The sequence below is a fragment of the Martinezella calliandrae genome (assembly GCF_030272695.1).
Classification (GTDB): domain Bacteria; phylum Pseudomonadota; class Alphaproteobacteria; order Rhizobiales; family Rhizobiaceae; genus Rhizobium; species Rhizobium calliandrae.
Genome location: NZ_JARFYN010000023.1, coordinates 78182 through 93148 on the forward strand (window position 1 = coordinate 78182; position 14967 = coordinate 93148).

Annotated in this window: 13 protein-coding genes and 2 pseudogenes; 7 read left to right on the forward strand and 8 right to left on the reverse strand. The window is 56.3% G+C overall.

From position 1 onward, the window contains the following. Nucleotides 1–164 precede the first annotated feature (164 nt). From repA to PY650_RS18645, 4 genes are all read left to right on the forward strand, one after another. Nucleotides 165–1385, forward strand: a complete 1221-nt coding sequence (repA, locus tag PY650_RS18630) for a plasmid partitioning protein RepA (RefSeq protein ID WP_285880966.1) — start codon at nt 165–167, stop codon at nt 1383–1385. A 59-nt stretch (nt 1386–1444) separates the two neighbouring features. Continuing rightward, a complete protein-coding gene (repB, locus tag PY650_RS18635) occupies nt 1445–2419 on the forward strand; it encodes a plasmid partitioning protein RepB (RefSeq protein WP_285873314.1) in 975 nt (324 codons plus the stop codon). 159 nt (nt 2420–2578) lie between these two features. Then, nucleotides 2579–3835, forward strand: coding sequence for a plasmid replication protein RepC (repC, locus tag PY650_RS18640; protein ID WP_285880969.1), 1257 nt, complete (start codon nt 2579–2581; stop codon nt 3833–3835). Nucleotides 3836–3964: 129 nt separating this feature from the next. Beyond that, complete coding sequence (locus PY650_RS18645) at nt 3965–4894, forward strand: 3'-5' exonuclease (RefSeq protein ID WP_432761547.1); 930 nt, start codon at nt 3965–3967, stop codon at nt 4892–4894. 903 nt (nt 4895–5797) lie between these two features. Here PY650_RS18645 and PY650_RS18650 read toward each other — a convergent pair. Together PY650_RS18650 and PY650_RS18655 are read right to left on the reverse strand one after the other, a co-directional pair. Beyond that, a pseudogene (locus tag PY650_RS18650) lies at nt 5798–5981 on the reverse strand (integrase); the annotation flags it as partial. Between the two features lie 69 nt (nt 5982–6050). Beyond that, complete coding sequence (locus tag PY650_RS18655) at nt 6051–6866, reverse strand: calcium-binding protein (protein ID WP_285880970.1); 816 nt, start codon at nt 6864–6866, stop codon at nt 6051–6053. 1048 nt (nt 6867–7914) lie between these two features. On the opposite strand from PY650_RS18655, the gene PY650_RS18660 reads away from it, so the two are divergent. Together PY650_RS18660 and PY650_RS18665 are read left to right on the forward strand one after the other, a co-directional pair. Beyond that, nucleotides 7915–8271: a hypothetical protein gene (locus PY650_RS18660; RefSeq protein WP_285880971.1), complete on the forward strand. Its 357-nt coding sequence runs from the start codon at nt 7915–7917 to the stop codon at nt 8269–8271. 104 nt (nt 8272–8375) lie between these two features. Next, a complete protein-coding gene (locus PY650_RS18665) occupies nt 8376–8582 on the forward strand; it encodes a cold-shock protein (protein ID WP_285880973.1) in 207 nt (68 codons plus the stop codon). A gap of 130 nt (nt 8583–8712) precedes the next feature. Here the strand turns inward: PY650_RS18665 and PY650_RS18670 are convergent, their stop codons facing one another. The 5 genes from PY650_RS18670 to PY650_RS18690 all read right to left on the reverse strand — a co-directional run bounded on the left by PY650_RS18670 (nt 8713) and on the right by PY650_RS18690 (nt 13124). After that, nucleotides 8713–9888 (reverse strand): site-specific integrase, encoded by a 1176-nt coding sequence (locus PY650_RS18670; RefSeq protein WP_285880974.1) that lies wholly within the window; start codon nt 9886–9888, stop codon nt 8713–8715. Further along, entirely contained in the window at nt 9885–10280 is a 396-nt protein-coding gene (locus PY650_RS18675) for a DUF7673 family protein (protein ID WP_432761546.1), read from the reverse strand. Before PY650_RS18675 ends, PY650_RS18670 begins: the two co-directional genes overlap by 4 nt. A gap of 49 nt (nt 10281–10329) precedes the next feature. Further along, nucleotides 10330–10653 (reverse strand): type II toxin-antitoxin system PemK/MazF family toxin, encoded by a 324-nt coding sequence (locus PY650_RS18680; protein WP_285880975.1) that lies wholly within the window; start codon nt 10651–10653, stop codon nt 10330–10332. Further along, entirely contained in the window at nt 10650–10874 is a 225-nt protein-coding gene (locus tag PY650_RS18685) for an antitoxin MazE family protein (RefSeq protein WP_285880976.1), read from the reverse strand. Before PY650_RS18685 ends, PY650_RS18680 begins: the two co-directional genes overlap by 4 nt. Nucleotides 10875–11453: 579 nt before the next feature. After that, nucleotides 11454–13124 carry an IS66 family transposase gene (locus PY650_RS18690; protein WP_285880977.1) on the reverse strand — a complete coding sequence of 557 codons (1671 nt, stop codon included), beginning with the start codon at nt 13122–13124 and terminating at the stop codon, nt 11454–11456. Nucleotides 13125–13756: 632 nt separating this feature from the next. Between PY650_RS18690 and PY650_RS18695 the strand changes: the two genes are divergently transcribed. Beyond that, nucleotides 13757–14383, forward strand: coding sequence for a hypothetical protein (locus PY650_RS18695; protein ID WP_285880978.1), 627 nt, complete (start codon nt 13757–13759; stop codon nt 14381–14383). A 78-nt stretch (nt 14384–14461) separates the two neighbouring features. Here the strand turns inward: PY650_RS18695 and PY650_RS37410 are convergent. Further along, nucleotides 14462–14703 (reverse strand): annotated as a pseudogene (locus PY650_RS37410) (IS66 family transposase); the annotation flags it as partial. Nucleotides 14704–14967 lie beyond the last annotated feature (264 nt).

Here is a 14967-nt window from a genome sequence, read left to right on the forward strand (position 1 = left end):
TTCACGTGCGAAACACTGATTTCGGCCCAAGTCACAGGCCAACGGTGTCCCACGCATTAACCGTTTATTAGCCCTATTTTCCTTGCCGGCCCGCGAGAATCGGACATAATAACGGTTCAGCGGCATTATCGGGCCGAAAACCGTTATCTGAAAGATTTCTGACAATGAACGCTAATTCGATGGCTTCGCTTAAGATGCCGATGCACTTTGAAGATCAAATCCTCGAACAGGGCGATTTGATTTCCAAAAAGCTGCATCTCCTTAGCGTACAACGATTTCCGCCAAACGCGAAAAAGACGTTACGAAGCTTCTCGCTGGCAGAGGTTGCGACCTATGTCGGCGTCTCGCAAAGCACGCTAAAAAAGCTGCATCTCGAGGGAAAGGGCCCCTCCCCTCAAACATCGTCCTCGGGTCGCCGCTCTTATACCGCCGAACAGATGCTGGAACTTCGCCAATATCTCGATACGCACGGTCGGTCCGACAACCGCATGTATGTTCCCCATCGGCGCGGTGGTGAAAAGCTGCAAGTTCTTGCCGTAGTCAACTTCAAGGGGGGCTCGGGGAAAACCACGACCGCTGCTCATTTGGCGCAACACCTCGCCTTAACGGGGCATCGCGTCCTCGCCGTAGACCTGGACCCTCAAGCATCCCTTTCGTCTCTGCACGGATTCCAACCGGAGCTCGATCAGGTTGCCTCGATCTATGACGCGATTCGCTATGACGGTGAGAAGAAATCACTCCGGGATATCATCCAGACCACTAACTTCCCTGGCTTGGACATTGTTCCTGCAAACCTGGATTTGCAGGAGTACGAGTATGACACGCCGCTCGCGATGTCTGATAAGTCTTCCAATCAAGGCAAGACATTTTTCACTCGCATATCGCGCGCTTTGGCCGAGGTCGACGACCGGTATGATGTCGTCGTCATCGACTGCCCACCGCAGCTCGGATATCTTACGTTGACTGCACTGACCGCTGCAACAAGTGTTCTGATAACGATCCATCCGCAGATGCTCGATGTGATGTCGATGGGCCAGTTTCTTTTGATGCTCGGTGGAATTCTTAAGCCGATTCGCGCGGCTGGTGCGGAAGTGAACCTCTCCTGGTACAGATATTTGATTACGCGCTACGAGCCGACCGACGTTCCGCAAGCCCAGATGGTCGGCTTTATGTCCACGATGTTCCACGAGTTCATACTGAAGAACCAAATGGTGAAGTCGACGGCAGTTTCGGATGCGGGGATTACCAAGCAAACTTTATATGAGGTTGATCGCGCCTCGATGAATAGAGGCACTTATGATCGCGCAATGGAATCCTTGGACGCAGTGAATGCCGAGATTGCCAGCCTCGTTCACGAGTCATGGGGGCGCCGATTTGTCGGCTGACAAAAACGCAGGTTTTATGCAAAAAAACAAACGGCTAACGGCTGTTCGGAGCAAATGAGATGGCACGGAAAAATCTGCTCGAGGGACTTGCTGACCTGCCTGAAGATGGCGGCATGACATCCGCATACCCAATGCGGGGCGCGGGCAAGTCGCTCGTGCGTTCGCTGGACGACTTGGCAAAACAAGCTGATAAATTCCTCGAAGGCGAGGCAATCGTCGAACTCGATCCAGCACAAATTGAAGGCTCTTTTGTAAAGGACCGAATTTCAGACGACGACGGGGAGTATCGAGATCTGCTAGAAGCGATCCGAGTGCGTGGTCAGGACACCCCTATTCTCGTGCGGCCTCATGCGAAGGTCGATGGCCTCTATCAGGTCGTGTTCGGCCACAGACGAGTAAGAGCAGCAAGAGAACTCGGCAGAAAGGTCCGAGCTGTCGTCAAGGCAATTGACGATCGTGCGCATGTCATTGCCCAAGGACAAGAAAATTCCGCCCGTGCGAATCTCTCTTTTATCGAACGGGCATTGTTCGCCAAGCGCCTCGATGATCTTGGTTATGGCCGAGAGGTGGCTTCCTTAGCATTGTCGGCGAATGCAGCCTCGATCTCGAAGATGATGACGGTAGCGGAGCGTATCTCAGCTGACGTCATAGAAAAAATTGGTGCAGCTCCTGGTGTGGGCCGAGAGCGTTGGGTCGAGCTTTCGCTTTTGGTCGGGAAATTCGCCAACGTCGGCAAGGTGTCCGAAGTTTTAAGCACGGATGGCTTTGACGCTTTAACGTCCGATGAGCGCTTTTCCTCTCTGTACAAGGCCCTCAACAGATCAGCTCGGCCTGTGAAGAAGGCGGAGACTTCGACTCATAAGGCGAGGTGGCAACCCCATGACAAGGCCGTGCAGGCTGAAATCAAGAATACGGGCAAAGCTTTTTCGCTCTCAATGAAAGCGAAGAATGCTGGCCGTTTCGGAGAATATCTTTCCCGCAATTTGGATGCGCTCTATGAGCAATTCCTGGAGGAGGGAAGCAAAGGAGACTGAAGCCGCAAAAGAAAAAGGCCCCCAAACGACCAAGTCGTGGAAGCCCTTCTCGTATTCCCTAAGCAAGATCGAGAGTCGCATTTCCACGAATCGCTGTCAAGAGTCGTAGCCGTCGATTTGGCGGGCGGATTTCTTTTGCCTCAATGAAGGTGACAGAAAATGCAGACTGGGAATGTGACGACGCCTTTTGGGCGGCGGCCGATGAGTCTTGCCTTGATAAAAAAGCAGATGGAATCGGCCGAAATCAAACCGGGTAAATCCGTCGACAAGTGGCAGATCTATCGCGACATCTGTGATGCAAGATCGCTGCTCGGTCTTCGGGACCGAGCGCTTTCCGTGCTGAACGCGCTTCTTTCATTCTACCCAGAGGCATGCCTGTCCGAGGGAAACAATCTCGTAGTTTTCCCGTCGAACGCACAGCTCGCGACCCGGGCAAATGGGATTGCCGGGACGACGCTTCGCGAAAACTTAGCGTTGCTGGTGAATGCGGGGATGATCCGTCGAAAAGATAGCCCGAACGGCAAGAGATACGCTCGAAAAGATCGCGGCGGCGGCATGATAGAAGCCTTTGGGTTCAACCTGGCACCGCTCCTGGCCCGATCAGAAGAACTGGCTCGTTTGGCCCAGCAAGCCGCAGCGGAGCGGAAACAATTGAAGATCATGAAAGAAAAGATCTCTCTTTGCCGGCGTGATATTCGTAAAATCCTCGGCGCAGCCATCGAAGAGCGTGCCTCTGGCGATTGGGGCAAGATCGAAACCCATTTTGTCGGCTTGATTTCCCAAGTCCAGAAAGCACGGACCTCGCAAGCCTTGAATAACATCTTCGAAGAAATGTCGATGCTTCTCGAGGGACTCCTCAACACTCTGGAAAATCAGCTAATTTCCAAAAATTCCGACACCAATGATGACGAATACCGTCACCACATACAGAATTCAGAAACTGACTCTAATATTGAATCTGAACCTCGCTCGACAAAAGAGCCGGGTGAAAAATCGAGCCCAACCATTACGCAGCGGAACGACCGGATAAAGGCTTTCCCGCTAGGACTGGTGTTGAGGGCGTGCCCGGATGTCGCAATGTATGCACCATCCGGGATCATCGAAAATTGGCGCGATTTGATGTCCGCGGCTGTCACCGTTCGATCGATGCTCGGTGTCAGCCCGTCGGCTTACCAGGATGCCTGCCATGTCATGGGCTCCGAAATGGCGGCGGCGGCGATGGCTTGCATCCTCCAGCGCGGGGGGCATATCAACTCGGCTGGCGGGTATTTGCGTGACCTGACGCGACGGGCCGAAAAGGGTGAGTTCTCGCCGGGGCCGATGCTGATGGCACTGATGCGCGCCAATGCGCCTCTGGGAAAAAGGCAAGTAAGGGGAGAGCGTGATGACGCTGCAGAATCCGAATATGCCGCCTGAAACCGTGCAAAAGCTCGTTTCTGTGTTGCCCGGTGTCAGCCCGTTTTCTAGTGTGCAGCCGGATCATCAACCGTCTCGAAAGCAGGCATGGCCTCTCAACTCGATATGTTTGCAAATCAAGTGGTCGAGATGCGATCGGAACGGCAGGACGCGCCTGCCCGATCGAAGCGCCAGGCAGTCCCCGTCGCTCTCACGGACGAAGAGATGGTGAGTAGGCTCGAAGATGGGGGTCAGTATCGAGTTCTTCGCAAGCTTAGTCCAAGACAGCTCACTGTGAGCAAGCGTCCTGAATTCGAACAGGTTGGCGTGATCCTTGATACCGAGACGACGGGCCTCAATTACCGTGATGACGAAATCATAGAGATCGGCTTGGTTGCCTTTACATTCGACGGTTTCGGCAAGATTGGCGATGTCATCGGTGTCTATGGCGGATTGCAGCAGCCCAGCACGCCGATCTCGGCGGAGATTGCGAGGCTCACAGGTTATGATATGGTCCAGGGGCAGTTAATTGACATGCAGCGGGTTCGCGAGCTTATCGAGCCCGCGGATCTCGTGATAGCACACAACGCCGGCTTTGACCGGCCGTTCTGCGAGGCATTCTCGAATATCTTCGCCAATAAGGCTTGGGCTTGTTCCGTTTGGGAGATCGACTGGAATGCCCGCGGTTTCGAGGGCACGAAGCTCGGATATCTGATTGGGCAGGCCGGCTATTTCCACGATGGTCATCGTGCCGTTGACGATTGTTTTGCGCTACTTGAGGTTCTCGATCGATGTGTTGGAGAGGACGAAGGGCCGTTTGCGGAGTTGCTTCGCACAAGCGGACAATCAAGGGTTCGTATTTTTGCCGAGCAGAGTCCATATGAGATGAAGGATCATCTCAAGGGCAGGGGATACCGCTGGTCCGACGGCAGCGACGGCCGCCCGAAATCATGGTGGATAGAAATCGGCGTAGATGAGTTGCGCGACGAGCTTCACTATCTTCGCTCTGAAATCTACCGCTGGGAAGATGCCGATCCGCCAGTCCAGCATTTGACCGCTTTTGATCGTTTCAAGGCATAACTGCGTTCGTAGAACCAGGAGAGTGCCATGCATCAGCTTAAGCTTGCATCTCTTCCATCAAGGTGGGCGATGCCAATTGAGGCAATCGGCATCGCTTCGACGCCGTTCTCCAAAGGGAAAGCCTGATATCCAGGTTAAACTACGATGCGCCTGCGCCAGATCCTCGCTCGCAGGACAGGAGCCCTTCTTAGGTCTCGGTATCGGACTGCGTCTGATTGGATTGCCCATGGATGATCACCTGAGGGTCAAAAAAGGAGGTCGATTTCGGCACCACCCGCTTTCCGACAAAAAATTGCGCTGGGTTCCGGCCGGTTCTGCGGCAATCAACGTCTCGATCACAATCCCTTGCCGACTTCCTCAAGCAACCGGATGCCAGAGCAGCATATCGAGATGGGCGGCATCCGTCATGCCATCGACTGAACCAATTTTCGGCGCTCGATCATCCTGATGAATGATGAACACCTAAACCTTGGAGAAACTGGCGGCCCATCGGTTCTCATCACTCATTGTGCATTTTCCGAGGCCGGCTACAAATGACCTTGTTGAAAGTTAGCCCGCTCACCTTTTCTCGAAATCTTCAAACTTGACGCCGAGTGCCTTCGCGAGAGCTTTCTTGCCTCTATCGCGCAGCCTTGCGAGGCTGCTGTTGATATACTTTCGCGACATGAAGGTCCCCTTCCCCCATGGCTCTTCGTAGGCATTGGCCAACAGGTCGGCTTGGCGCGTCTCTACGAGAGCTTCAAAGAGAGCAAGGCCGCCTGAAATTGACTTTGTCCACCTTGGCATGTCTGAGTGTGTCTGCGAGCCGTATCGAGTCCACGATGAGCTTATGGATGGCATACCTCTCGGGAGCAGGCACGAGGACCTTTACGAGTTCAGCCTGCGACGTGAAGGCTCCACTCGTCAAGTTGCTAGGCGCGCCGCCCGGCCGTTCTTTTCGTTCGGCATTATTGTAATAGCTCGCTGCCTGCGTCACCGATTTGTGCAGCGATTGCTGCATCGCCTCTGGAAGGGGAATGCCGCGGTTGGCGGCCTCGGTCAGGTAGCCCGATCGGAGCCCATGCGCCGAAAACATCGCCGGATCAAGGTCGACGCGCCGCGGTTTTTCCGGACTGCACTTGAGCCGGCGTGGTGCGATTCCCCATGATTTTCCGGACTAGCAGAACATGAAATCGGACGCGGTCAGACCCAGGCCGGCCAATTGGAGCAAACTCTGCACATTAGCCAAATGCGCGAAGTCATCCACCTGATTGTCGGAGGTAACATAACCCAGCTCCGCCGTCATGGTGTTGTAATTAAAATAGGCAACGATATCGCCTGCAGCCTCGCCGGAGATATCCCTGGCTGCGGCTGAACCATCGGCGAAACCGTGATCGGTGATCACGACGACGTGCTCGCCGTGCGCGCCGTTGGCGGGGCCGCTGTAGAACGTGTCCACCTGATTGCCAGGCGCCGAGTGATTGACGAAATTCGCATCATGACCATCGCTGCCAAGGCCCACCGCGTCGAAGGTGAAAGTATCTTGCACTGGGTCAAAATCCACAATGCTGGTGTGGTCCGAGCCTGGCCCGTAGTTTTGATCTACCCCGGGTTGCGGGTTGTGGAACTGGAACACAAAGGTGTCGTGGCCGGCACCCCCGATCAGAAAATCCCTGCCGTCGCCCGCGAAGAGGGCGTCGTCGCCGGGGCCGCCGTAGAGCTTGTCGTTGTCCGCACCGAGGATGACCGCACCGAGGATACGCGGTTTGTCGAGGCCAGTGTCGCCGTAGAGGTAGTCGTTGCCCTCGTCGCCAAAGACGTGGTCATTGCCCACGCCACCGAAGACTCGGTCATTGCCCTCGCCGGCCGAGATGGAGTCGTTGCCATAACCGCCGTCGATCCAGTCATTTCCCGTTGGATCGACTATTACATCATCACCATTGCTGCCAAAGAGACTGTTGCTACCCGGGCCGCCCAGAATTGTCTTTTCCATTGTGAATCCTCCTTATGAAACAGCCCCGCGACGCCGTTCGACTCATTCATATGCCTTATCGGACAATTAGAGTAATTGGTTGTTTTGATAGAACACATCGACATAACGGATGCGTCTACGTGCGGTTCGCCTCAATGGATCTGAACTCTGGAGGTCATCATCCAGATCGTGCTCAAGTGTATGACGGCAGGGCACTTCATCCGGCTAGCGGGTTCATGTTTGGGCTAGCCTTTGAGGTCGGACTGGATCGCTGCGTTTGCATTCGTTCTCCGGCGCGTGTCAAGCCGCCAGCCTCTTTATGTCCAAAGCAGAACAACTATGCCGGAAACCGGACCAAAATAGTTGCCGAAGGCACGTAACCGGTGTGGACAAGTGGTCCCGCGATCAGAGGCACGCAACTTGCTTCGATAATTGACAGGGTTCACCGCTGCCGGCGGCGCCAGTGATCATGCCTGCCTTGTCGGCAAGCACTGGCGAAGCACGCGGGCGACGCTGTCATTGACATGAAGGTAAGGTGTGCTCGAGACGTACGAGAACTACGAGCAGATATACCGCCCCATCAGCCGTGGTGACGTATGAGAGCCGAGAAATGAACAGGTAGGTAAACGTGCACGTACCCTCATTTGCCGAAACACTGAAGTCCCGATTCCAGATCTGGAAGAAGTAATTCATGCGCTTTTCGACACTGTCTCCCAGCGCAAAGATCAGGGTGCAATCACTGTAGAAGAAATTTTGAGCCTCGCCCACGTGATCTCCCGAGAGGAAAGGGGACTAACTGCACAAGAAATTCAATACAACATTATGTCCCGGTATCGGAGCAGCTTTCATCCTCCCGAGCTATTGCGTGGGGGCTGGCAGCGCTCCTCCTCCGAGTTGTCTGTCAGTATGGAAAGCCCTGGGCGCACCGCGCTGCGCTTGTTCTGTTTCAGAGCGGAGGCGAATGAGCATCGCGTAGTCCGTGACAATACGGCGCGAATCTGTTTCTTCAGGGGGCCATCAGTTCTGGAAAGTGCCACAATGGATGCTGCCGACAACGATGATTGCCGTCATGCGACGCTATTTCGCACTGAGGGAAGAGCTGACGAGATTGAAGTCGGCGCTTGAGGGGAGGCGAAAAGCCATGGGGACCCCGGTCGGCGAATTCTACCACGTTCGCAGCGAAAGCGAACATGCAGTGGACGTCGTCCGATTCGTCACCCTGAAAAAGGAGATGGACTTTCTAATGAGTCTCGCCGAGGGCTGGGCGAGGGGGACGTTATCCGTCTCGACACACTGGCCGATTGATCCGCCGACGGGCGATAATGGCGAGGCTACCCTCTTTTCGGTAGGGAAGGGGTGGAATATATCCCTCGAGCTATTTGGGATAGCGCGGCGTTCGCTTATTCGCTCCACAGATGGAAATTGATAACGCATCCCGCCAGGTGATGGCTGTTTTTGTCGCGCATCCCATATTACGACACGGTTCCGTCAGCGAGGGTTGAAGGAAGATGCAATAGGAGAAAGTTGATAATGGCAACTGGTACTGTAAAATGGTTCAATGCGACCAATTGGTTTGGCTTCATTCAACCGGATGACGGCAACGCGGATGTGTTCGTTCATATCTCCGCCGTCGAGCGCGCTGGTCTACGTGGCTTGAATGATGGTCAGAAGATCACCTACGAGCTGGTAAAGGATCGCCGGTCCGGCAAGATGTCGGCCGACAATCTCAAGGCCTAACCTGACGCCGAGGCTCGGCACTTTGGCAGAGTCGGTTTGGTACCGACTTTGCCTTGAGAACGACCGACCGAGGTTTGCCATTCTCGATCCATGGCGGTAATATACCAATCGTCTGGAGCGGCTTGCGGTATCAGACGAGCAACCGCGCCGCCCGTCCCATCTTCTGTTCCGCATTGTTGTAATAGCTTGCCGCCTGCGTCACCGACTTGTGCAGCGACTGCTGCATCGCCTCGGCCAACGGAATGCCGCGGTTGGAAGCCTCGGTGAGATAGCCGGAACGCAAGCCATGCGCCGAGAACATCACCGGATCGAGCCCAGCCTGTTTGATGCGGCTTTTGAGGATCAGATTGACGGACTGCGGTGTCAGCGCCCGCCGGTCGATATTGCCCCATTGATCGATGCGCCGGAACACCGGTCCAGTGTCGATCCTGGCCGCCGCCAGCCACTGCTTCAAGGCGGTCACCGGCCGGCCGATCAGAACGACATGCATGTCATCGTCGGCCGTCGTCGTCTTGGTGCGGCCAAGATGGATGGTCAGGCAGGGCAGGGCAGGGGAGTTCGGATTGCCCGGATCGGCGCGTACTAGCTCCTCGTCGACGAGATCCTCGACCCGCAAGCCTGCTACTTCCGATCGCCGGCGGCCGCCGGAGGCGAAGGCAACGAGCAGCAGTGCCCGATCGCGGAGATCGACCAGTCGGTCGCCGGCACAGACGGCCAGCAGTTTCGCCAGGACATCGCCGGTTACCGCTCGTCTGCTCTTGCGCTGTCGTGTCCGCTTGCTGGCTTTCACCGCCAATCTGAGCGCGGTCTTCAAGGAAGGGGCGCCAAATGCGCCGGCGAGGCCCCGCCAGCGCGTCAGGATAGACCAGGAGGTCAGGCGCCGGCGCACCGTATCCGGCGCATGCGGACCATCGACCCGCAGCAGGCGCTCGGCGCGCAATCCAACCTCGACATCGGCAGGCATGCCATGGCGTGGATCTTCGGCGCGCTCGGCCGGATCCCAGAGGTGATGGGCGACGAATTTCAACAGCAGGCTTTCGGGCGCCGGCCAGGGCAGGGGAGCGCCGGTGGCAAGCTGGCACCAGGCTTCGAGATAGCCGAGGTCCGATGCCAGCGCCTTGAGCGTGTTCTCGCCCATGCCCTCCTGCGCTAGGTGTTTGAGCGTCGCGACGTCGTCGTCGGTCAGAAGTGCTGCCAGCTGATCGCGGCGATCGAAGGGCAGGATGGCGTCGAGCGCATCGAGTTCTTCGGCGCGGCGGAGGATGGCTTGGCTGCCGGAATCTGCTGCTCCAGGATCGCTTATCATGCTCCCAATTCTCCAATAGATCCGAGAATGGTACCGCCCCTAGACACGGGAGGCGAGAGGCCGCCAGCGCTCGATGATTTCCTCGATCTCGCCGCGATAGTCGGTGGGGTAGACGGCGTCTCTTCCCGCGCGAGACAGGTGAAGATCGTCGCCATATCCTCGGAGACCTCGCGATCAACGGCGAACAGATCGGCGAGATCGAAACCGCCATGCACCTCGGCGTTCCACCAGGCGAGCAGGAAGTTGGCCACCCGCCGGCCCTGGCCGGTGTCTTCATGGGCGACATTCAGCAGCTTTTCAAGGGCAAATCTAACTCGGTCCTCCATGGCACTTTCCGGTTGTTCTGTTTCATCCTTGCGTATCGCGGTATGAGCAGTGTCCACCCGCGTCATCGAGCGTTCCGGTTATGCCGGGTTAGCAGCATCCCGGATGGATTCATCCTTAAGCGACACCCAAAAAAACGGCGAGCGACCTTGTGACCGCCAGGAGGGAATCATCTTCCAGGCGACCGATCGTCGTACCAATTCTATCCCGTTTCACGGACATGGCTTTGTCCACCATCACTTGCGAGGCTTTGCGCAAACCGTTTTGTGCTGTTGGCTGAATTGTTGGTCGAATGAGCGGCGCGTCGACGAGTGTGCTGGAAATCAGCAGGACAGTGACTGTTCCCGTTGCATCAAACTGATCGGCCTGGATGATTAGTGCTGGACGAGGCTTGCCGAAATCGCCGCTGATTGCGACGGTCACGATGTCACTGCGCCTCACGCTTCACCCTCGTGGTCGAGGTCACCGAGAGCGGCGTCAAGGAAATCTTGCAGACCGCGGTCGGCGGCATCGGCAAGGGCTACCTGAACGGACTGACGATGGCATTCGGCGGCAAAACCAGTGCGACGGGTGTCAGGAACCCATATTTGCACGGGACGCAGCCCAGCGGCCCGCAACGTCTCACGGCGCTTTTGAACTCTTTCATTGACCGAGCTTGCCATGATCAAACTCCATTACGATTGTTACATGTAACATAAGAAGCGAGCCGCGCCATGTCAATGAGTCTGCAGCCGGACGTGAAGATACTCACTCTGGCGAAGAAAGGTATTCGGGCGTCGGCTAGGAGGGGCGGGCTGATCGACTTCCGGCTCGCTTGCCTGGGCCTCTGTCGAAGAACCGACCATTCGTCGTCCACGACGACTGGTCGTGAAAATGGCTCGATAAAGTCGATTCAAAGTGGCAACCGGGTTCCGCCTCGGCAACAGTAAAACCCCTGTTTTCGAAGGCGTTACGAGCCGTCCGGATATCTGTTTTTCCACAATTTTCCGCCGCCAAATCCATCACTATCGATACCTGAAACGTATCGGAAGTGAGCCATCGCTGTCTGACTCGTCATGGGTAACGGAAGTTGGTCGCCAGTTTCCTTCTGCTATGAAAAAGAATAGCGTTAATTCAGATGGTTAACGAAACGGAAACTGGGAAATTTCGCCCGGCGAGGGGTACGTGGGGCAGATTTGGTGGCGGTGCCGGTTCATTGGGCAACGGTGGTGGCGCAGCCGAGCCGAAGCGGCCCCGGGTGATCAAGCCCGAGCGAGAATGATCGCCGACAGGGGCGGAACCGGTTGGCCGACGTTGCCGATACCAAGCCGGTCACCGAGATAGTGGTAGAAGGACAGCCCAAGCTTTTGGCAGATCTTCATCAGACCGAGCATGACGTCACGCGCAACACGGCCATCGCGGCTCATCGTGCCGCCGGAGATCTTTCGCTTCGTGACAAAACTCCGCAGATCATTTTCGGATGCGTTGGTGTGCAGCGGGATCTCTGGATGGTCGAGCACCTTCAGCAGCTCGGTCTTCCTTCGATGCAGCCGCTCAAGCAGCTTGTCGAGTGCCTCATAACCGGTGCGAAGGCTGAAGATTCGGTCGAACCGTCGTCGGAAGGCCGGAATGGCCCGCGGGGAAGGGTTCTGCTTATAAGCTTTCAGTGCCTTGTAGAAACGCCAAACGAGATCGCGGGCCATGGTGAGCGACCGCTCCTCTTTTGCGGTTCCTGGCATCAGCTTTTGCAGAAGACGTTCGGCATGAACCCAACACAGCGCGTGATTGCCGACGCGGAACTGGCCGGCGTCGTCGGACACGATCACCGTGTTGCCCATCAGGCCGTGGTGACGGATAGAACCCCACAGGCCGGCCTCGGCATGCGTGCCGATCTCCTGCCGGTCGAAGATGTCGATACCCTTTTCGGCCAGATGCGTCATGAATGGCACCTGGTTGCAGAAGTGCTGCGGTTCAAGAGCGCGAAGTCCGGCAGTAATGGCCGCATCCGCACGGCGCTCTTTCAGATAGTCGAATGCGGCATCGTTGAGCACATAATCCTGATAATTGCCGCGCAGCAGCGACAGGAAATTCAGGCGGGACTTCGATTTTGTCGTGCGAAAGACAGTAAAATTCGGGCCGGCGATGTGTGTGGCGTAATACGGATTATGGGAATGCCGGGCACCGGTGTCGTCGACGGTGACATAAGACGACGACACCAAACCGGCATGTAGCACAGCCGCGTCCTCGGCAACAAAGCCATCCAGCTCTTTCGTTAGAAGCCGCACCATCTGGCGCTTGGAGATATCGAGACCGATATCGTTCAGCAATGTCGTCATGCGTGCGCTCGTCACTTGTCCGTGTGCATGGAGCATCAGGCACAGCCGCCTGAGATTGGCGCCATAGCCACCCATGATCCCTGCGGGCAAGGCTGCCAGCACCGTCTTTCCATCCGGCGTCACCCAACATTCACGACGGTAGTGCACGAGCTCCGCCTTGAGCACCAGGTCGCGAACGTAAAAGCTTCTGTATCCCTTGAAGCGTGAGCCGGCCGGGGCATCGATGCGCAGGATCTCCTGCCGGCTCACCCGTTTCACATCCAACTTTGGGCCGCGTGGTTTCTTCTTACTCGTCGGCTTATTGCCGAGTGCAGCGTCCGTTGCCTTGTCCATTCCGGATGAACGAAACGGTGGCCGCGGCGGCAGGTTCTTCAATCGCGCAATCTCGTCGCGCAGCAGCTGGTTCTCGACCTTCAGCCGGGTATTCTCCAGCCGAAGTGCGGCGTTTTCCTCGCGCAGATGGACGGTCTCAGCCTCAAGTTTCTCAAGTCGAGCTTCCGCCTGCTGCGACCGTTCCAGCAGACCCGTCACCAATCCGCGCAACGCATTCAGCGAGAGCGTGTCGGCATGCTCGGGGGAGGGGAGCCGTTTCGTCATGGCAGAATCGAATCATGATTTGCCCCGCCACGAGAATCCCCAGGCTATCAATCATGCCTCAAAACGCTGGGTTATGCACACTTCTATGCTCGCTCGCCGAAACGCTGCCACCGATTTTGCCCCACGTACTACGTGGGGGTACGTGGGGCAGATTTGGTGGCGGCGCCGGTTCATTGGGCAACGGTGGTGGCGCAGCCGGGCCGAAGCGGCCCCGGATGTTCAAGCCCGAGCGAAAATGATTGCCGACAGGGGTGGAACCGGTTGGCAAATTTGGCCCGCAAATATCGAAAGGGGCTATTGTAGCGGCTCCGTTCGATTGTCCCGGTCCCGCGCCGCTCGACGCGGCAAGGGACGGAAACTACGAGGATCGCGTCCGCTCAATCAGTAGATCTCAAAACTGTGCAACGCTGAGTAAGTACATGGTCATAGTGACGGCCGGCAACATCAAGGAAGACATCGGCTTCGAGCATGTCGACGGCTAGATTGACGCAGAATTGGCAAGTTAGGAGAGCGCAAAGCGCCCGCCAGTACGAGTAGCGCACGGAAAAAATGATTATAGTTGCAACTAAACCACTCGACTCTCCGGATTTCGTATGGCTCGAATACTTCGTTACAACTGAGAGGGGAATGCGATGCGCAGTGAAGCCCTATTTCTCTCGTTAATTCCGGGACTTTTGGCCGGTTGCGCCTACGGTCCAACAGAAGTGGCGAAGCCTACTCAAATAACGCTTCGTAGAGCAGTCAACGACGTCGCTGATACACTCCAAGATCTCAACGCAAAATACAAGAACGCGCCCAAGATAGGCATGATGGTTGATGACGTCACGGTGAAGTTTGAAATTGCCGCGAGCGCCACAAATACTTCTGATGCCGAATTGAAATTGGCTGCTCCGCTTTCCGCGGGCGGCGGCAACCTTGGGCTGACCGCATCCGATCAGAACGTCGCCCAGGCCAATCGCGGCAATACGATCACCATCAATTTCAAGAATATCGCGACTGCGGATATGTCAAACGGCGTATATTCTTTGAAGCCGGGAGTGGGGCAGCCTAAAACAACCTTCGGCGGTTCCGGCACGAAAGTCAGTTCAATAAAGGCTCCCTCAACCCGGAGCGCGGAAGCGGGGAAGCCGGCGCCCCCTCCGAAAGGCAACGTCACGGTGACAACGCCTGACGGCAAGTCCACCACCTACTCAATCGATGAATGGTGCAAGAGAACCAACCTTTGCCAATTCGACATCGTTCCAGCAGGCGGCAATTGACAAAGGTTTCGCCTGCGACCTGTCAAATCATCCTGACAGGCATTCTCTAGCGGAGAAGCGGGTAAGGACGTGGGTATTCCGGAGTGGTAGGTTTTTCAATCGCGCAATCTCGTCGCGCAACAGCTGGTTCTCGCCTTTCGGCCGTGTATTCTCCAGCCGAAGGGCCGCGTTTTCTTCGCGCAGCTGGATGGCCTCGGCCTCAAGCTCTCAAGTCGGGCTTTTGCCTGCTGCGAACGCTCCAAAAGACCCGTCACCAATCTGCGCAACGCATTCAGCGAGAGCGTGTCGGCATGCTCGGTGGAGGGGAGCCGTTTCGTCATAACAGGATCGAATCATGATTTGCCCCGGCAGGAGAATCCCAGGCTATCAATCAATTCTCAAAACACTGGGTTCTGCGCAATTCTATGTTCGCTTACTGGGGCTGTTGAAAAATCGGTTGTCGGCCGTTGCTATGCGGAGGCCACCAACAGACAAAATGCAAAGGTTTTTCCTTCTCCGGGGCGATATCGGGCCGGATTCGCAGCTTTTCGGCAGTTCAGGAGCAGCAAAATGGCCAAAGAATGCGCCAGGCGTTTCAGGTTGAC